The 16,604-nt window shown below is 68.9% G+C and carries 16 protein-coding genes; 7 read left to right on the plus strand and 9 right to left on the minus strand.

Annotated features, from left to right (window positions below):
- A complete protein-coding gene (locus AC07Y4_RS09630; protein ID WP_070062980.1) occupies positions 1 to 330 on the plus strand; it encodes a DUF1840 domain-containing protein in 330 nt (109 codons plus the stop codon).
- A gap of 125 nt (positions 331 to 455) precedes the next feature.
- On the opposite strand, the gene AC07Y4_RS09635 is transcribed toward AC07Y4_RS09630, so the two are convergent.
- Both AC07Y4_RS09635 and AC07Y4_RS09640 read right to left on the minus strand, forming a co-directional pair.
- Complete coding sequence (locus AC07Y4_RS09635) at positions 456 to 1,493, minus strand: Bug family tripartite tricarboxylate transporter substrate binding protein (protein WP_487847504.1); 1,038 nt, start codon at positions 1,491 to 1,493, stop codon at positions 456 to 458.
- 71 nt (positions 1,494 to 1,564) lie between these two features.
- The gene (locus AC07Y4_RS09640; protein ID WP_487847503.1) at positions 1,565 to 2,494 is read right to left on the minus strand and encodes a LysR family transcriptional regulator; all 930 of its coding nucleotides are present in this window, start codon (positions 2,492 to 2,494) and stop codon (positions 1,565 to 1,567) included.
- A gap of 123 nt (positions 2,495 to 2,617) precedes the next feature.
- Here AC07Y4_RS09640 and AC07Y4_RS09645 point away from each other — a divergent pair, with 123 nt between their 5' ends.
- Positions 2,618 to 3,394: an SDR family oxidoreductase gene (locus AC07Y4_RS09645; RefSeq protein ID WP_487847502.1), complete on the plus strand. Its 777-nt coding sequence runs from the start codon at positions 2,618 to 2,620 to the stop codon at positions 3,392 to 3,394.
- On the opposite strand, the gene AC07Y4_RS09650 is transcribed toward AC07Y4_RS09645, so the two are convergent.
- From AC07Y4_RS09650 to AC07Y4_RS09670, 5 genes are all read right to left on the minus strand, one after another.
- Positions 3,382 to 3,831, minus strand: a complete 450-nt coding sequence (locus AC07Y4_RS09650; protein WP_487847501.1) for a MarR family winged helix-turn-helix transcriptional regulator — start codon at positions 3,829 to 3,831, stop codon at positions 3,382 to 3,384. The two genes, AC07Y4_RS09645 and AC07Y4_RS09650, sit on opposite strands and share 13 nt — an antisense overlap.
- A gap of 21 nt (positions 3,832 to 3,852) precedes the next feature.
- Positions 3,853 to 4,815, minus strand: coding sequence for an alpha-ketoacid dehydrogenase subunit beta (locus AC07Y4_RS09655; RefSeq protein WP_487847500.1), 963 nt, complete (start codon positions 4,813 to 4,815; stop codon positions 3,853 to 3,855).
- Positions 4,806 to 5,828 carry a thiamine pyrophosphate-dependent dehydrogenase E1 component subunit alpha gene (locus AC07Y4_RS09660; protein WP_487847499.1) on the minus strand — a complete coding sequence of 341 codons (1,023 nt, stop codon included), beginning with the start codon at positions 5,826 to 5,828 and terminating at the stop codon, positions 4,806 to 4,808. The genes AC07Y4_RS09655 and AC07Y4_RS09660 overlap by 10 nt, the downstream gene beginning before the upstream one ends.
- A 461-nt stretch (positions 5,829 to 6,289) precedes the next feature.
- On the minus strand, positions 6,290 to 6,829 hold the full coding sequence (locus AC07Y4_RS09665; protein ID WP_487847498.1) for a hypothetical protein: 540 nt from the start codon (positions 6,827 to 6,829) through the stop codon (positions 6,290 to 6,292).
- Positions 6,826 to 7,296, minus strand: a complete 471-nt coding sequence (locus AC07Y4_RS09670; RefSeq protein ID WP_062473923.1) for a hypothetical protein — start codon at positions 7,294 to 7,296, stop codon at positions 6,826 to 6,828. The genes AC07Y4_RS09665 and AC07Y4_RS09670 overlap by 4 nt, the downstream gene beginning before the upstream one ends.
- A gap of 186 nt (positions 7,297 to 7,482) precedes the next feature.
- Between AC07Y4_RS09670 and xylF the strand changes: the two genes are divergently transcribed.
- The 4 genes from xylF to AC07Y4_RS09690 all read left to right on the plus strand — a co-directional run bounded on the left by xylF (position 7,483) and on the right by AC07Y4_RS09690 (position 11,802).
- Positions 7,483 to 8,505, plus strand: coding sequence for a D-xylose ABC transporter substrate-binding protein (gene xylF, locus AC07Y4_RS09675; protein WP_435533354.1), 1,023 nt, complete (start codon positions 7,483 to 7,485; stop codon positions 8,503 to 8,505).
- Positions 8,506 to 8,655: 150 nt separating this feature from the next.
- Complete coding sequence (locus AC07Y4_RS09680) at positions 8,656 to 9,846, plus strand: sugar ABC transporter permease (protein ID WP_095747146.1); 1,191 nt, start codon at positions 8,656 to 8,658, stop codon at positions 9,844 to 9,846.
- A 1-nt stretch (position 9,847) separates the two neighbouring features.
- Positions 9,848 to 10,651 (plus strand): ATP-binding cassette domain-containing protein, encoded by an 804-nt coding sequence (locus AC07Y4_RS09685; protein ID WP_095747145.1) that lies wholly within the window; start codon positions 9,848 to 9,850, stop codon positions 10,649 to 10,651.
- Positions 10,648 to 11,802, plus strand: a complete 1,155-nt coding sequence (locus AC07Y4_RS09690) for an ROK family transcriptional regulator (protein WP_487847497.1) — start codon at positions 10,648 to 10,650, stop codon at positions 11,800 to 11,802. Before AC07Y4_RS09685 ends, AC07Y4_RS09690 begins: the two co-directional genes overlap by 4 nt.
- 4 nt (positions 11,803 to 11,806) lie before the next feature.
- On the opposite strand, the gene AC07Y4_RS09695 is transcribed toward AC07Y4_RS09690, so the two are convergent.
- Positions 11,807 to 13,060 carry a helix-turn-helix domain-containing protein gene (locus AC07Y4_RS09695; protein WP_487847496.1) on the minus strand — a complete coding sequence of 418 codons (1,254 nt, stop codon included), beginning with the start codon at positions 13,058 to 13,060 and terminating at the stop codon, positions 11,807 to 11,809.
- A 143-nt stretch (positions 13,061 to 13,203) separates the two neighbouring features.
- Here AC07Y4_RS09695 and AC07Y4_RS09700 point away from each other — a divergent pair, with 143 nt between their 5' ends.
- Complete coding sequence (locus AC07Y4_RS09700) at positions 13,204 to 15,336, plus strand: PQQ-dependent dehydrogenase, methanol/ethanol family (protein WP_062473911.1); 2,133 nt, start codon at positions 13,204 to 13,206, stop codon at positions 15,334 to 15,336.
- Positions 15,337 to 15,400: 64 nt separating this feature from the next.
- On the opposite strand, the gene AC07Y4_RS09705 is transcribed toward AC07Y4_RS09700, so the two are convergent.
- The gene (locus tag AC07Y4_RS09705) at positions 15,401 to 16,384 is read right to left on the minus strand and encodes a helix-turn-helix transcriptional regulator (RefSeq protein WP_062473909.1); all 984 of its coding nucleotides are present in this window, start codon (positions 16,382 to 16,384) and stop codon (positions 15,401 to 15,403) included.
- Positions 16,385 to 16,604 lie beyond the last annotated feature (220 nt).

Here is a 16,604-nt window from a genome sequence, read left to right on the forward strand (position 1 = left end):
ATGCTCTACCGCTTCAAATCCCGGGCCGCCCCAGACTTCGTGATGCTCGAGGTGCATGCGCGCCAGCTGCTCGACATCGTCGGCAAGCCGGCCGCGCCGCAGGGCATCATCACGGTCGAGCAGATCCCCGGCGCCATCGCTGCCCTCGAAGCCGCACTGGCGCTCGAAAGCAGCAAGCCCGCGCCGCACAACCACGACGAACACGTCGTCGAAGGCCATGACGCCGACGCCGAGAAACAGCATGTCGGCCTGCACCAGCGCGCCGCGCCGCTGCTGCACATGCTCAAGGACTCGCAGGCCGAGAGCAAGGATGTGACCTGGGGGACCTGAGCCCCGACCTCAGCAAGTCACCCTGTCTTTTCGAGGAACACCGCGGAACCGGCTTTGCCGGGCCGCAGGTGTTGCCCCCTGCAAGGGGGTTGGCGTAGCGACACGAAGTGCGCGAAGACTGGGGGTTAGTCCACCTTCGCGCCGGAGTCTTTCACGACCTTCGCCCACTTCACGTGCTCACTCGCAATGAGCTTCGTGAAGTCCGCCGGCGAATTGCCGCTCGGGATCGCGCCCTGGGCCAGCATCTTTTCCTTGATCGCCGGCGTGCCCAGCGACTTCGCGACTTCCTGCTGGATGCGGTTCACGATCTCCGGCGACGTGCCGGCCGGCGCCAGCAATCCGAACCATGAGCTCGCCTCGTAGCCCTTGAGCGCGGGGCCGCCGGCTTCTGCCACCGTCGGCACATCGGGCAGCGCGGGCGAGCGCTGGGCGCTGGTCACGGCCAGCGGCGTGAGCTTGCCGCCCTTGATCTGCGCCATCGACGAAGGCAGGTTGTCGAACATCAGGTCGGCGCTGCCGCCCACCAGGTCGAGCAGCGCCGGGCCCGAGCCCCGGTACGGGATGTGCGTCATGAAGGTGCCCGTCATGCTCTTGAACAGCTCGCCCGCCAGGTGGATCGACGTGCCGCTGCCGCTCGAGGCCATGTTGAGCTTGCCCGGGTTGGCCTTGGCGTACTTGAGGAAGTCCTGCACGTTGCGGATGTTCAGCGACTTGGCTTTCTCCGCGTTCATCTCCATCACGTTCGGCACGGCGGCCACCAGGGTGATCGGCACGAAGTCCTTGATCGGGTCGAAGGGGAGCTTGGGGTACAGCGCGCGGTTGATGCCGTGCGTGCCCACCGTGCCCATCAGCAGCGTGTAGCCGTCGTTGGCCGAGCGCGCGACGATCTCGGCGCCCACGTTGCCGCCGGCGCCCGCGCGGTTGTCCACGATGAACTGCTGGCCGAAGGCCTTCGAGAGCTCGGGCGCCACCGCGCGCGCCAGGATGTCGGTGGTGCCGCCGGCCGCGAAGGGCACGACGATGCGCACCGGCTTGGTCGGCCAGGTGGCCTGCGCGTGTGCCGCGCCGCCCAGCAGCGCAAGGGTGGCCGCCGCCGTGGCGACGAGCGCGAAGCGGCGGGTGGATGAAGTGACGGAAGAAGAAGAGCGGGAGATGGAAGTCATGCGCGCCTTTGTACAGGGGGGCGCCAAAGGCGTCGCGAGTAAAAACCCCGGCCTTCGATGGACATCGCCGCTCAGCCCACCTGCATCCGCTGCGCGAACTGCGCCTCGCGAAAGCGCGCCAGCACGAAGTCGACGAACACCCGCGTCTTGGGCGGCAGCAGCTTCTTGCTCGGGTAGTAGATCCACACGGCGCCCGAATCCTGGTACCACTCGGGCAGCAGCCGCACCAGTGCGCCGCTGCGCAGGCCGCGTTCCACGAAGGGCATCGGCAGCATCGCCACGCCGAGCCCCAGCAGCGCCGCCTGCGCGATCGCCTCGGGGTCGTTGAAGATCGCGCGCGGGCGCGCCGGCAGGTCGACCATGGTTTCCTCGCCGCTCGCATGCCGCAGCGTCCACGGCCGCAGCCGGCCCGTGGGCGAGGAGCGGCGCAGCAGCACGTCGAAGCGCGCCAGCTCGGACGGGTGCACGGGCAGGGCGCGCCCCGCCAGGTAGGCCGGCGCCGCCACCGCGACCACGTGGATGCGCGCCAGCTCGCGCGCCACCACGCCGGGCGACAGCGCAATGCCGCCGCCGATGGCCGCGTCGAAGCCCTCGCCGACCAGGTCGACCTGCTGGTTGTCGAAATGCCAGTCGGGCACGATGCCCGGGTAGCGCGCCAGGAAGTCGCCCATGAACGGCAGCACGTGCTCGCGCCCGAAGGCCTGGCCCATGCTCACTTTCAGCGTGCCCGAGGGCTGGCCGTCGTCCTGCGCGAGGCCGGCCACCGCGTCCTGCAGCGTGGCCAGCGCGCCGCCGACCTGCGCCAGGAAGCGCTCCCCGGCTTCGGTCAGCGTGAGCCGGCGCGTGCTGCGCTGGAACAGCCGCACGCCCAGCCGCGCCTCGAGCCGCGCCACGTTCTTGCTGACCGCCGCGGGCGTGAGCCCCAGGCGCCGCGCGGCCGCCGAGAAGCTGCCGCCTTCGGCGCTCTGCACGAAGGATTCGAGGTGATTGAGCGGTTCCATGCCGCCATTCTGGCGTTCATCTTCAACTTTGGGTTGAATCTGATCGGGCCGATTGATGGCTACCGCAAAGGGAATGGAATTCCGACACTGAAGGCCTTCCTCCTCCACCCGATCGGAAAAATCATGGCTTCCACCTCTGTGTCCTCCTCCTCCTCTTCCCCCGTCCTGGCCGGCAAGGTCGCCTTCGTCACCGGCGGCTCGCGCGGCATCGGCGCCGCCATCGTGCGCCGGCTGGCCCGCGACGGCGCGGCCGTGGCCTTCACCTACGTCAGCGCGCAGGCCGAGGCCGACAAGCTCGCCGGCCAGATCCAGGCCGCCGGCGGTCGTGCGCTGGCCATCCGCGCCGACGCCGGCGACGCCGCCGCGCTGACGGCCGCCATTGCCCAGGGCGCACGCGCCTTCGAGCGGCTCGACATCCTGGTGAACAACGCCGGCGTGTACCTCGGCGGCGAGCTCGACACCTTCTCGCTCGAGGACTTCGACCGCACCATCGACGTCAACGTGCGCGCCACCTTCGTGGCCGTCCAGGCCGCTGCGCGCCACATGGGCGACGGCACGGGTCGCATCGTCAACATCGGCAGCATCAACGCAGAGCGCGTGCTGGACGCGGGTGCCAGCGTCTATGCCATGAGCAAGGCCGCCATCGTCGGCCTCACGCGCGGCCTGGCGCGCGACCTGGGCGCGCGCGGCATCACCGTGAACAACGTGCAGCCCGGTCCCATCGACACCGCCATGAACCCCGCCACCGGTCCGCGCGCGGCCTCGATGCATGACGTGATGGTGCTGCCGCGCCACGGCCGCGCCGAAGAAATCGCCGGCATGGTCGCCTACCTCGTGGGCCCGGACGGCGGCTTCGTCACCGGCGCCAACCTGAGCGTGGACGGCGGCTACACCGTCTGATCGGTGGCGCCGGGGTCGGGCGCGCGCTCCACCGCGCGGATCAGCGTGTCGAGCGTGTCGCTCAGGCGGGCCAGCTCGCTCGCATCGACGCCCGCGAACAGCTCGGCCTCGCGCTGCCGGCCCAGCGCGCCGACGGTGGCGTGCAGCGCCTTGCCGGTCGCCGTGAGGTACAGGCGGCTGCAGCGCTGGTCGGTCGGGTCGCTGCGGCGCTGCACGCGCTGGTGGCGCTTCAGGCCCGCCAGCGCGCGGCTCACGGCCATCTTGTCCAGGCCGGTGAGGTCGGCGACCTGCGTGGCGCTGAGCCCCGGCTGCGCGGCCAGCACGGCCATCGCGCGCCACTCGTTCAGCGTGAGCTGGTGCTCGCGCCCCACGCGCTCATGGAACGGCCGCGCCGTGAGGTTGACGACCCGCACCAGCTTGAAGAAGAGCGGGTCCATGGCCGTTCGTGCTTTTGTGGTTCAGCCGGCCAGCTTCTTCGCCGCCGCCACGATCGCGTCCACGCCGACGCGCGACTGCGCCTCCAGCACCGGCGCGTAGCCGACCGGAATGCGCGGCGCGCCCAGCCGCGCGACGCGGCAGCCCGTGGCCTCGGCCGCGCTCGCGGCGATCTCGGCGCCGAAGCCCGCCGCCTGCACCGCCTCGTGCACCACCAGCAGCCGCCCCGTGCGCGCGCACGACGACAGTACCGTCTCGCGGTCCCAGGGCCACAGCGTGCGCAGGTCGATCAGGTCCACCGCAATGCCCTCGGCCGCCAGCGCGTCGCAGGCCGCGGCGCAAGGCTGCATCTGCTTGCTCCAGCTCACCAGCGTGAGCGCGTTGCCCTCGCGCACGCGCGCCGCCTGGCCCAGCGGCACGGCCAGCGTGTCGTCCACCTCGCCGCGCACGCCCCACAGCGTCTTGTGCTCGATGTAGACCACCGGGTCGCCACACTGCAGCGCCGCGCGCAGCAGGCCGTGGTTGTCCTGGGGTGTCGACGGGCTCACCACCACCACGCCCGGCAGGTGCGCGAACCAGGCCTCGAGCGACTGCGAATGCTGCGCCGCCGACGCGTCCCAGATGCCGCCCGGCATGCGCGCCACCAGCGGCACGCGGCCCTGGCCGCCGAACATGAAGCGGTTCTTCGCGGCCTGGTTCACCAGCTCGTCCATGCCGCACAGCGCGAAGTCGACCACGCGCATCTCGACCACGGGGCGCAGCCCCGCGAGCGCCATGCCCACGCCGGCGCCCATGATCGCAGCCTCGCTGATCGGCGTGTCGATCACGCGTTCGGCGCCGTACTGCTGCTGCAGCCCCTTGTACTGGCCGAAGATGCCGCCGCGGCCCACGTCCTCGCCGAGCACGACCACGCACGGGTCGGCGTCCATCTCCTGCTGCAGCGCGCGCACGGCGGCTTCGGAATAACTCAGCGTCGTCACAGCCATTGACCTGCTCCCGTGGTCTGCACGTCGGTGAAGGCGGCGCCGGCTTCGGGCCAGGGCGCCGCGTCGGCCACGGCCAGGGCCGTGTCCACCTCGTCGCGCGCGGCGTTCTCGATGGCGTCCAGCGTCGCGGCGGCCACGCCGGTGTCCAGCAGGTGGCCGCGGGCGCGCGCGATCGGGTCGGTTTCCAGCGCGGCGGCCAGCTCGGCCGGGTCGCGGTAGGCCGCGAGGTCGACCGACACATGGCCCTTCACGCGGTAGGTGAGCGCGTGCAGCAGGCGCGGCCCCGCGCCGCTGCGCACCTCGGCCACCAGCCGTGCGGCGGCGGCATGCACCGCGAACACGTCGTTGCCGTCGACCTGCGTGGCCGCGATGTCCATCGACGCGGCGCGCGCCGAAGCGCCGTCACCGGCTGTCATCGGGCCGCTCGCGGTCGTGGCGCTCCAGCGGTTGTCCTCGCAGACGAAGAGCACGGGCAGGTCGTACACGCGGGCCCAGTTCAGCGCTTCGAGGAACGGGCCGCGGTTGATCGCGCCGTCGCCGAAGAAGCAGACCGTGATGTCGTCGCCTCGCTTCAAGAGCTTTTGCGCATGCGCCGCGCCCACGGCGATCGGCAAGCCCGCCGCGACCACGCCGTTGGCGCCCAGCATGCCCACCGAGAAGTCCGCGATGTGCATCGAGCCGCCCTTGCCGCCGTTGAAGCCCGTGGCCTTGCCGAACAGCTCGCACATCATCCGCGTGAGGTCCGCGCCCTTGGCCAGCGTGTGGCCGTGGCCGCGGTGCGTGGAGGTGAGGTAGTCGCTCGCGCGCAGGTGGGCGCACACGCCCGCCGGCACCGCTTCCTGCCCGGTCGACAGGTGCAGCGGCCCGCGCACCTTGGCGGCGCCGCCCGCCTGCTGGCCGTAGGCGCTGACCCCGCCCTGGCTGGCGGTCTCGGCGGCGTTCTCGAAGGCACGGATGCGCACCATGACGCGGTACAGCGCCTCGCCGGCGCCTGGGGGGTTGCTCGAGTCCATCTTGTCTCCAACGCCCTGGGAATCGGCGCTTTGAGAAAAATCGTATCAACCGAGACGGATTCGACCTACCGGGCTAACCCTTCGACCCCCCGCCCGGCCTCTCTTTCGGGCGCGGGCTTCCTGCTCTCTTCTCTATTTATTCTTCTTATTTAAGTTAGTAGTAGTAGATAAGGGTAAACCCGCCCTGTGGACAGGGCACTTTTTCCCTTGCCTGACAACAACTTGTCACACCCCGGACACTGTGTGCTCCTGTGCTTTCGCGGTGCTATCAAAACAGGAACAACTTGGGCGAGGTCGCTCCCGCTGTGGATAACAGGGGGCTTGTCCGGAAACTGTCCCCAGAGTTTTCCATTTGTATCCGCGGGGGCGCTGCATGGCATGGTCAATCGGTATGGGTTTTTTTCGGGGGCTCAAAATCACCCCTCTGACAAAGCAGATGCCGTGATCGGCAGCTCCGCTGCCTAGGGCTCCCAGTGTTCTTCGAGGTGCCAGAACGGACGGTCGGCGACTTGATGCCGGAGTTGGGTGATCAGCGCGATGTACCTGCTTCTATCCAGTTTTTGCCATTTGAAGCTGCTCGCGTGCTTTGTGCCGAAGCGCGCGTCAATGCCTTTGAGTAGCAGTGAATCGATCGGTGGATGGAGCCGTTCGGCCAATTTGCAGTCGGGGCCCGCATGCAGAACGTAAATGCCCTTGGCGTAGACAGAAATCAGCTTGGCCGCGATGCCGAAGGACACCGGTTTTCCGAACTCATGCCCCAACGTGCGCATGGCCGCTTCCACCCAGTCGTAGAACAGCAAGTCGAGTGCGCTCTGCTCGATGGGCTCATGTGTCGGTTGCGCGAGGTAGGTGACAACTCCGCAGGTTTCGAGTGCACGCATCATCTCGGAGCGTTTGGCTTTCGCGGAGCCTGCCTGTGCCGCTCGACAAGCGGCCCAGGCGTAGAACCGATGTCGCGCCTGTGGAAGGCCGTAGACGGCCGAAGCCTGCACCGCATTCATTTCGGCTTGCGCTTTTCGAACCCGATGCTCTCCTGGACGAACCGCGTGCCCGGCGGCAGCGTCGACACGACGTACTCGGTACTGATACGGGTGCCCGCGACGTTGATCAACGGATGCCCGTCTTCTAGGAAGGAGCGGATCAATACACGCTCGATGGTCTTGATGCACCTGCCGGCCACTTGACCCCGCAATGCCTTGAAGACGCCCGGCACCATGAAGCAGCTGCCTTTATGGGAGAGCAACGCCATCATCAACTTGTGATTGTTCTGGTGCCCCGTCAACCGCTTCTGAAGTTTGGCGGAGCTTCCGGCGTAGACCACACGGGTCGTGTTGGTGCCGATGCGCACGAAGAAGACGTAGACCCCGGGCACGTTCGGGACGTCGCTCGTGTCAAAAATCAGGCTGCTCTTGCGCGGGACTTTCGGAAGTTGGATCGGCCTCTGCCAATCAATATGCAAATTCGCCATGGCGCTAGTTCCTCCCTGTGGTTTGAAATTGATCGTAGCTTCGTGCAACAAAAATTTGTCCCTGCGGCGAATCCCTTTCCGTCCGGGAATTCCCGGGTGCCCGGAACCCCCCGCCGATGGGATAGTTAGTTCGCCACTCAAACTAACTACCCCGGCACACCGTTCTGAGGAGAGACACCGATGCAACTGACAACGAAACACACCCTGGCCGCCCTGGCGTTTGGCCTCACGGCCGTGGGCGCGATGGCGCAGACCGTGGTCGGCGTGAGCTGGTCCAACTTCCAGGAAGAACGCTGGAAGACCGACGAGGCCGCGATCAAGGCGCAGCTCGAGAAACTCGGCGCGAAGTACATCAGCGCCGACGCGGGCGGCTCGCCCGAGAAGCAGCTGGGCGACATCGAGGGGCTGATGTCCAAGGGCGCGAAGGCGCTCATCGTGCTGGCGATGGACAAGGACGCGATCCTGCCCGCCGTGACCAAGGCCACGCGGCAGAAGGTGCCGGTGGTGGCGTACGACCGGCTGATCGAGGCGCCCGGCGTGTTCTACATCACCTTCGACAACGTCGAGGTCGGGCGCATGGAGGCGCGCGAAGTCCTCAAGGTCAAGCCCAAGGGCAACTACGTGATCATCAAGGGCTCGCCGAGCGACCCGAACGCCGACTTCCTGCGCGCCGGCCAGCAAGAGGTGCTCGAGCCCTCCATCAAGAAGGGCGACATCAAGATCGTCGGCGACGAGTACACCGAAGGCTGGAAGCCCGAGGTCGCGCAGAAGAACATGGAGCAGATCCTCACCAAGAACGGCAACAAGGTCGACGCGGTGGTGGCGGCCAACGACGGCACGGCGGGCGGCGCGGTGGCGGCGCTCACGGCCAAGGGCCTGCGCGGCATTCCGGTGTCGGGCCAGGACGCCGACTTCGCCGCGCTGAACCGCGTGGCGCTGGGCACGCAGACCGCGACCATCTGGAAGGACTCGCGCGAGCTCGGCCGCGAAGCCGCCACGGCGGCAGTGTCGCTGGCAGCGGGCAAGCCGGTCGAGAAGGCCGCGCCCTGGGCCGGCGGCGCCAAGAAGCTCTCGCTGTCCTCGCGCCTGCTGACGCCGGTGCCGATCACGCGCGACAACCTCGACGTGATCGTCAAGGCCGGCTGGATCAAGAAGGACGAGCTGTGCAAGGGCGTCTCGGGCGCGAGCGCGCCCGCGGCCTGCAAGTAACGCCGCAACCACCGGCGCGTTCGGCCCCTTTTCTCAACGGCAGAACGCGCCGCTCCATCTCTTCGCAACGCAGCTTCCGGCCGACCCGCAAGGGCGCCTGCCGGTGGGCGGTTGCGCACCTGTAGTCCGTCCTGAGGGGGCTTGAAAAAAATGAGCGATCCAACACCCGGCTGGTGGCGCCGCACCGGCATCGACCTGCGCCTGCTCCTGATGTGCGTGCTGCTGGCCGTGATGGCGGTGGCGTTCAGCATCATGTCGGGCGGCGTGTTCCTCTCGCCCGAGAACCTCTACAACGTCGCGCAGCAGACGGCGGTGGTCGGCATCGTCTCCACGGTGATGGTGCTGATCATCGTGGCGCGCCACATCGACCTGTCGGTGGGCTCGGTGATGGGCTTCGTCGGCGTGCTCATTGCCTACCTGCAATACACCTCGGGCTGGTCGTGGCCCACGGCCTGCCTCGCGGGGCTCGCGGTGGCGCTGCTGGTGTCGATCTACCAGGGCTGGCTCACGGCGGTGCTGGGCGTGCCGTCGTTCGTGGTCACGCTGGGCGGGTTGATGTCGTTTCGCGGCGCGGCCTTCCTGGTGGCCGACGGCAAGACGCAGCCGGTGAACGACGAGTTCTTCCAGCGCCTGGGCGGCGGCTACGACGGCGGCATCGGCGTCACGGCCAGCTGGGTGCTCGCGGGGCTGGTGGCGCTGGTGCTGTTCGGGCGCATGGTGCAAAAGCGCCGCGCGCGCCAGCGCTACGACATGCCGACCGAGGCGCTGTGGCTCGACGTGCTGCTCACGGCCGTGCCGGTGGCGGTGGTGGTCGGCTTCGCCTGGGTGATGAACAGCTACCAGATCTCGTCCAAGAGCGAGCCGCAGGGCATTCCGATCCCGGTGCTGATCTGGGCGGCGGTGGCGATCGTGCTGTCGTTCATCGTGCACCGCACGCGCTTCGGGCGCTATGTGTTCGCGATGGGCGGCAACCCCGACGCGGCGGCGCTGGTGGGCATTCCGGTGCAGCGCGTCACGCTCATGTTGTTCGCGCTGCTGGCGGTGCTGGTGACGGTGGCGGCCATCGTGTCGATCGCGCGGCTCAACGCGGGCACCAACTCACTGGGCACGGGCATGGAGCTGTACGTGATCGCGGCGGCCGTCATCGGCGGCACGGCGCTGGCGGGCGGCAGCGGCTCGATCTTCGGTTCGGTGCTGGGCGCGCTCATCATGCAGTCGCTGGACAGCGGCATGCTGCTGCTCGATGTGCCGATCGGCAAGCGCATGGTGATCATCGGCCAGGTGCTGATCGTGGCCGTGGTGTTCGACGTGCTCTATCGCCGCAAGTTCGGGGAGAACTGACATGGCCGACATCGACAAGACAAAACCGCTGGTCGAGCTGCGCGAGATCCGCAAGGCCTTCGGCGGCGTGAAGGCCGTGGACGGCGTGAGCATCAACCTCTACCCCGGCGAAGTGGTGGCGCTGCTGGGCCACAACGGCGCGGGGAAGTCCACGCTGATGAAGATGCTCGCGGGCGCCTACCCGATCGATTCGGGCGACACGCTCATCGCCGGCGAGAAGGTCCACATCCGCACGCCTGCCGAGGCGCAGGCGCAGGGCATCGAGACCATCTACCAGACGCTCGCGCTGGCCGACAACCTCGACTCGGTGGCCAATCTCTTTCTGGGTCGCGAGAAGATGACGGCGTGGAACACGCTGGACGACCACTTCATGGAAGTGCAGGCGCGCAAGGTGTTCCAGCGCCTGAACAAGAACTTCACCAACATCCGCATCCCGGTGCGGCGCCTGTCGGGCGGGCAGCGGCAGGTGGTGGCGATCTCGCGCGCGTTGTACTTCAACGCGCGCATCCTCATCATGGACGAGCCCTGCGCCGCGCTCGGCCCCGAAGAGACGGCGATGGTCGGGCGCCTCGTCAAGCAGCTGAAGGACGACGGCGTCGGCATCTTCCTCATCACGCACGACATGCCCGACGTGTTCTCGCTGAGCGACCGGCTCGCGGTGATGAAGAACGGCAAGCTCGTGGGCACTTACCGCACGGCCGACGTGACCGAGGACGAAGTGCTGGGGATGATCATTGCCGGCAAGCGGCCCGAGGGACGCGAACAGGCGCACCACGCCGCAACCGCGGCCACCGCAGCGGCATGAAGACCATCGGCGACCAGCAGCTGCTCAAGCGCCTGAACCGCAGCGTGCTGCTGCGGTTGCTGCGCGCGCAGCCGGGCTTGTCGCGTGCGCGCCTCGCGAGCGAAAGCGGACTCACCAAGTCGACCGTGAGCCTGCTGGTGCGCGAGCTGCTCGACGAAGGCTGGCTCAGCGAATCGGGTGCCGCCGTGGCCGACGGGCTCGGGCGGCCGTCCACGCCGCTGCGCATCAACGTCGGCGTGCGCGCGCTGATGGGCGTGGAGATCGCCGTCGAAACGCTGCGCCTGGTGTGCGTCTCGCTGCAGGGCGAGGTGCTGCACGCGCAGGCCGAGCCGCTGGACGACGGTGAGCCCGCCCGCGTGTGCGCACAGGTCGCGCGCATGGCGGCGGCGGCGCACGCGCAGCTCGACCAGCGCGGCCTGCGCCTGTCGAGCATCGGCGTGTGCGTGCCCGGCGCGGTGGACGACTGCACGGGCGTGGTCCGCTTTGCGCCCAACCTCGGCTGGCGCAACGTGAACCTGCTGCCCGCGCTCGAAAAGGCGCTGGCCGCGGCGGGCCTGCCGGGCGTCACCGTGCAGCTGCAGAACGACGCCGATGCCGCCGCGCTCGGCGAGTACGAGTTCGCGGCGGGCGAGGGCGAAGACCCGCTGATCTTCGTCAACAGCGACGTCGGCGTGGGCGCGGGCGTGGTGCTGAACGACCGCCTCTTCACCGGCGCGCAAGGCATGGCCGGCGAGATCGGCCACACCATCCTGCAGCTGGACGGGCCGCTGTGCTCGTGCGGCCGGCGCGGCTGCGCCGAGGCTTTCTTCGGCTCGCGCGTGCTGGCACGCGAGGGCGCGGACATGGCGCGCGCCGCTGCGTTCTTCGGCGTGCTGCTGCAGAACCTGTGGGTCACCTTCAACCCGCGCGCGATCGTGCTCGGGGGCAAGGTCTGCGCGGAGCATCCGGAGTTCGCGCAGGCCGCGTTCGAAGGCGTGAAGGGCCATGCGGAGCGTGCCGGCATGCCTGCGCCGGAACTGCGCACGGCGCGCTACGAAGCGCTTGCGCCCGCGGTGGGGGCGGCGGCGTTGGCGCTGCACGACTACCTGCGGCCGCTGCAGCCCGATGCGAAGGCGCGCCGCGCGCGCGCACTGGCCCGCGCCGGCGCCTGAACCGTCAGTCCGCTACCGCGTTGCTGTCGTCGTCGCGCCAGCCGCGCAACCGCCGGTACAGCGTGCCGCGCGACACGCGCAACTGCCGCGCCGCCTGCGACACGTTGCCGCCGTGCGCCGCGAGCGTGTCCTCGATCAGCTTGCGACTGTGCTCGCGCAGGGTTTCGGTGGGTGGTGTCTCGCTGGCGGGTGCAAGCGCCACGGGCTGCTGCGCCTGCACGTCGATCGCCACGGGCGCCTCGGCCTGTGCGCTCGCCATGTCGGGCATCGCCACCGCATGCCGGAAGTCCGCGCCGTCCGCGCCCTTGAGCTGCGCCTGCATCCACACGCCGAGCCCGCTGGCCAGCCGCAGCGGCTGCGCGGCCTCGCGCCGGCCCAGCCGCAGCAGGCTCGCGAGGTCGTGGCCCAGCAGGCATTCCACGTCGCGGTCGTCGGGGGCCTCGGGCAGCCGTCCCAGCAGCCGCGCGCCGGCGTTGTTGAGCCACGCGATGGTGCCGTCGGGCGCGATGCCCGCGAGCGCCTCGAGCGGCGTGCCCAGCAACGTGGGGCTGGCCTGGAAGCGCAGGATGAGGTGGTCGCGCGACTGCGCCTGCAGCAGCCGGTTCTCGATGATGGTGGCGTGCAGCGCCACCATCGAGGCCGCGTCGAAGCCGAAGCGCCGCGCCTCCACCGTGAGGTCGAGCACGCCCGCGAGCCGGCCGCTCACGTCGCGGATCGGTGCCGCGGCGCATTGCATGTGGCACAGCACGTCGTAGTAGTGCTCGGCGCCGTCCACGGTGCAGGCCTGCCCGGTGCTGGCCACGATGCCCGGCGCCGTGGTGCCCACGACGCGCTCGGAGATGTTCACGCCCAGGCGTGCGGTCTGGCGCAGCACGGGCTGGTGCGTGCCGGCGGGCTGGCTCGTGACATGCACCACCACGCCGTCGCGGTCGGTCAGGATCACGCGGCAGTCGGTGCCCGCGAGCATGTGCTCCATCTGCACGAGCTCGTGCCGCGCCACGTCGAGCAGCTCGCGGTTGCGCGCGAGCGTGGTGTGCAGCCGGCTGGGCGTGACGGCGTCGAAGGCCACCACGCGCTGCCGGTCGGCGTGGGTGCGGCTGCAGCGCATCCACGACTGGATCACCGCCTCGCCGACCAGCCCCGAGGGGCGCACGCCTTCTTCGAAAAACTGCTGCCGCGCCAGCGCCACGCGCTGCGCCGGCGTGCTGGCAAAGAGTTGGCGCGGCGCATCCGCCGTGCCGAGCCTGTCGAGCGCCATGGGTTCGCCGCCTCTTTCGGGTTCAGGGACCCTCTCGAATGTGTTCCGCAATGGAACAAGGCTTGATTGGGGAAATCCCGGGGGTGAAGGCCGATGCCGTGCGAACGATCCTTGGGGCAGAACGAAGAAGGAGACAGACCCCGATGAAGACGACAACGACACAGCCTCTTTCCGGGCGGCGCCTGCTTGCGGGCGCCTTGCTGTGCCTGGGCCTTGCGGCCCCGGCACTGGCCCAGACGGCAGCCAGCCCGCAGGACCGTGCCGGCGCGGCCGCCAAGCGCGTCGACGGCAACTTCGTGCGCGCCAACGCGGCGAAGAAGACGCCCGACTGGCCCAGCTACGGGCTGGACTACGCCGAGTCGCGCTTCAGCAAACTCGACCAGGTGAACACCGGCAACGTGAAGCAGCTCGGGCTGGTCTGGTCGTACAACCTCGAATCGACGCGCGGGGTGGAAGCCACGCCGCTGGTGGTCGACGGCATCATGTACGTCACGGCCTCGTGGAGCATCGTGCATGCGATCGACACGCGCACCGGGCAGAAGATCTGGACCTTCGATCCGCAGGTCGACCGCACGAAGGGCTTCAGGGGCTGCTGCGACGTGGTCAACCGCGGCGTGGCGCTGTACGAAGGCCGCGTCTATGTGGCCGCCTACGACGGCCGCCTGATCGCGCTCGACGCCGCCACCGGCCAGAAGGTGTGGGAGAAGAACACCATCGAGGGCCAGAAGGGCAGCTACACCATCACCGGCGCGCCGCGCGTGTTCAAGGGCAAGGTGATCATCGGCAACGGCGGCGCCGAGTACGGCGTGCGCGGCTACGTCACCGCCTACGACGCGAAGACCGGCGACCAGAAGTGGCGCTGGTTCGTGGTGCCCGGCGACCCGAGCAAGCCTTTCGAGGACGAGTCGATGGCGCGCGCCGCCAAGACCTGGGACCCGAGCGGCAAGTACTGGGAAGCCGGCGGCGGCGGCACCGCGTGGGACAGCTTCGCCTTCGACCCCGAGCTCAACCTGATGTACGTGGGCACCGGCAACGGCTCGCCCTGGGCGGCCAAGGCGCGCAGCCCCAAGGGCGGCGACAACCTGTACCTGGGCTCGGTGGTCGCGCTCGACCCCGACACCGGCAAGTACAAGTGGCACTATCAGGAGACGCCCGGAGACAACTGGGACTACACCTCCACGCAGTCGATGATCCTGGCCGACGTCAAGCTGAACGGCAAGGCGCGCAAGGTGCTGCTGCATGCGCCCAAGAACGGCTTCTTCTTCGTCATCGACCGCACCAACGGCAAGTTCATCTCGGCGAAGAACTTCGTCGCGGTCAACTGGGCCACGGGCTACGACAAGAACGGCCGGCCCATCGAGGTCCCCGCCGCGCGGCAGAACGAGAAGCCGGGCGACAGCATCCCGGGCCCGTTCGGCGCGCACAACTGGCACCCGATGTCCTACAACCCGCAGACCGGCCTGGCCTACCTGCCGGCCCAGCACGTGCCGATCAACCTGATGGACGACAAGGCCTGGAAGTTCGACGAGAACGCCCCTGGTCGCCCGCACGCGGCGCTGGGCTGGAACCTGGGCAAGTTCGCCAACGTCGAGCCGCCCACGAGCAAGCCCTTCGGCCGTCTCGTGGCCTGGGACCCCATCAAGCAGAAGGAAGCCTGGGGCGTGGACTACGCCTCGCCGTGGAACGGCGGCACGCTGACCACCGCCGGCGACCTGGTGTTCCAGGGCACGGCCGACGGGCGCCTGGTGGCCTACCACGCGAAGACCGGCGAAAAGCTGTGGGAAACGCCCACCGGCACCGGCGTGGTGGCGGCGCCCGCGACCTACATGGTGGACGGCAAGCAGTACGTGTCGGTGGCCGTGGGCTGGGGCGGCGTGTACGGCCTGGCGCAGCGCGCCACCGAGCGCCAGGGCCCGGGCACGGTCTACACCTTCGCGGTCGGCGGCACGGCCAAGATGCCCGCGTTCGTCGAGTACCGCATGGCCAAGCTGGTGCAGGGCGTGAAGTACGACCCCGCCAAGGTCCAGGCCGGCACCATGCTGTACGTGAGCAACTGCGTGTTCTGCCACGGCGTGCCGGGCGTGGACCGCGGCGGCAACATCCCGAACCTGGGCTACCTCGACCCGGCCTACATCGAGAACCTGGACAAGTTCGTGCTCAAGGGCCCGGCCATGTCGCGCGGCATGCCCGACTTCACGGGCAAGCTCTCGGGCGACGACATCGAGAGCATCAAGGCCTTCATCCAGGGCACGGCGGACGCGATCCGGCCGAAGTAGAGGTATCGCGGACTCAAACAGAAAAGGCGCCATCGGCGCCTTTTCTTTTGGGACAGGGCGCTCGTCAGCCCGCCAGCCGCAGCTCGTGGATCAACCCCGCCACGTTGCCCACCTGCAGCTTGTCGTAGATCGACTGGATGTGGTTGCGCACCGTGGCCGGCGAGCGGTTCAGGATGGCGGCCACTTCCTTGTGGGTGTCGCCGCGCGCCAGCAGTTCGGCGATGGTGTGCTCGCGCGGCGTGAGGCTGTCGGCGCGGCAGCGATGGCGGCACTTGAGGAACAGCAGGCGCTGCTCGACGCGGTGCGTGACCACGATCTCGCGCCCGTTGAAGCGCGCGTGGCCCTGCAGGAAGTGCTGCAGCAGCGCATCGGGCAGCGTGCGGCCGTGCCAGGCCGGCCACTCGGCCTTCAGCATCGCCTCGAACAGCCGGTCGGCGTGGTACAGCACGCCGCGCAGGTCGCCGATGGCCGAGCCGCCGGGCGACGCGCTGCCCGCCTCGAGGCGGTCCAGGTGCATCACGCGGTTCAGCGCCAGCGCCTGCATCACGTGCGGCGCGAGGCTGGCGAGCAGTTGCCGCTCTTCCTCCGTGCCGTGGGCTTCCGGGTCGGCGCGGAACAGACTGAGCCAGTGGACGAAGCTCGTCTGCGGGTTCGAATCCGAGGTGATGAAGAAGTTGGCCTGCTCGAAGCGGCGGCCGTAGTCGCGCAGCTCGGCCTGGTCGTCGCGGCAGAACCACGCCTGCGCATTGAAGGCGAGCGTGGCGTTCGACTGCTTGGCCACCTCGCCGGCGGCCGTGTCCATGTGCTTGACCTGCTCGTAGGCCGTGACCATCTCGAGCGGCTGGTTGTGCAGGTGGATCGTGTGGATGTCGATGCCGTGGTCGGTGCGGGTGGCGGTACCCCACATCGACGAGTCGAAGGGCAGCACGGGCTTGAGGAGGTCGAGCGCGGCGTCCTGGAAGGCGTCGATGGGCAACTCGTGCGAGAGGCGGTACAGCCGCAACAGGAGGTCGCTGAAGTCGCGCGGGACACCGGCCGTGAAGGTCATGCGGGGAGTCTTCCAGCCCCGGCGCCGCATGCCCATCCCATGTTCCGGTGACGCGCGCGGGGCTCGGTCGCGCGGTTTCAAGAATGGTGCATTTGCATCATTTGATTTCCAAAAGCGAAAGCTATTGTTTGCAGCGCCCTCGGTTGCTGACCAGGCCCTTTCCCTTTTCGAGAGACCCACGATGCCCCACCCCACCTCCAGAATCCCCCACGCCCTGTCC

Source organism: Variovorax sp. GW460-12-1-14-LB1, assembly GCF_059423605.1.

Bases quoted from the DNA above. Each gene is read 5' to 3' on its own strand.
- AC07Y4_RS09670 (WP_062473923.1), bottom strand. From the start codon at position 7,296: ATGGCGAATTTGCATATTGATTGGCAGAGGCCGATCCAACTTCCGAAA.
- AC07Y4_RS09650 (WP_487847501.1), bottom strand. From the start codon at position 3,831: ATGGACCCGCTCTTCTTCAAGCTGGTGCGGGTCGTCAACCTCACGGCG.
- AC07Y4_RS09685 (WP_095747145.1), top strand. From the start codon at position 9,848: ATGGCCGACATCGACAAGACAAAACCGCTGGTCGAGCTGCGCGAGATC.
- AC07Y4_RS09640 (WP_487847503.1), bottom strand. From the start codon at position 2,494: ATGGAACCGCTCAATCACCTCGAATCCTTCGTGCAGAGCGCCGAAGGC.
- AC07Y4_RS09645 (WP_487847502.1), top strand. From the start codon at position 2,618: ATGGCTTCCACCTCTGTGTCCTCCTCCTCCTCTTCCCCCGTCCTGGCC.
- AC07Y4_RS09655 (WP_487847500.1), bottom strand. From the start codon at position 4,815: ATGGCTGTGACGACGCTGAGTTATTCCGAAGCCGCCGTGCGCGCGCTG.
- AC07Y4_RS09705 (WP_062473909.1), bottom strand. From the start codon at position 16,384: ATGACCTTCACGGCCGGTGTCCCGCGCGACTTCAGCGACCTCCTGTTG.
- AC07Y4_RS09680 (WP_095747146.1), top strand. From the start codon at position 8,656: ATGAGCGATCCAACACCCGGCTGGTGGCGCCGCACCGGCATCGACCTG.
- AC07Y4_RS09700 (WP_062473911.1), top strand. From the start codon at position 13,204: ATGAAGACGACAACGACACAGCCTCTTTCCGGGCGGCGCCTGCTTGCG.
- AC07Y4_RS09695 (WP_487847496.1), bottom strand. From the start codon at position 13,060: ATGGCGCTCGACAGGCTCGGCACGGCGGATGCGCCGCGCCAACTCTTT.
- AC07Y4_RS09690 (WP_487847497.1), top strand. From the start codon at position 10,648: ATGAAGACCATCGGCGACCAGCAGCTGCTCAAGCGCCTGAACCGCAGC.
- AC07Y4_RS09635 (WP_487847504.1), bottom strand. From the start codon at position 1,493: ATGACTTCCATCTCCCGCTCTTCTTCTTCCGTCACTTCATCCACCCGC.
- AC07Y4_RS09660 (WP_487847499.1), bottom strand. From the start codon at position 5,828: ATGGACTCGAGCAACCCCCCAGGCGCCGGCGAGGCGCTGTACCGCGTC.
- AC07Y4_RS09665 (WP_487847498.1), bottom strand. From the start codon at position 6,829: ATGAATGCGGTGCAGGCTTCGGCCGTCTACGGCCTTCCACAGGCGCGA.
- AC07Y4_RS09630 (WP_070062980.1), top strand. From the start codon at position 1: ATGCTCTACCGCTTCAAATCCCGGGCCGCCCCAGACTTCGTGATGCTC.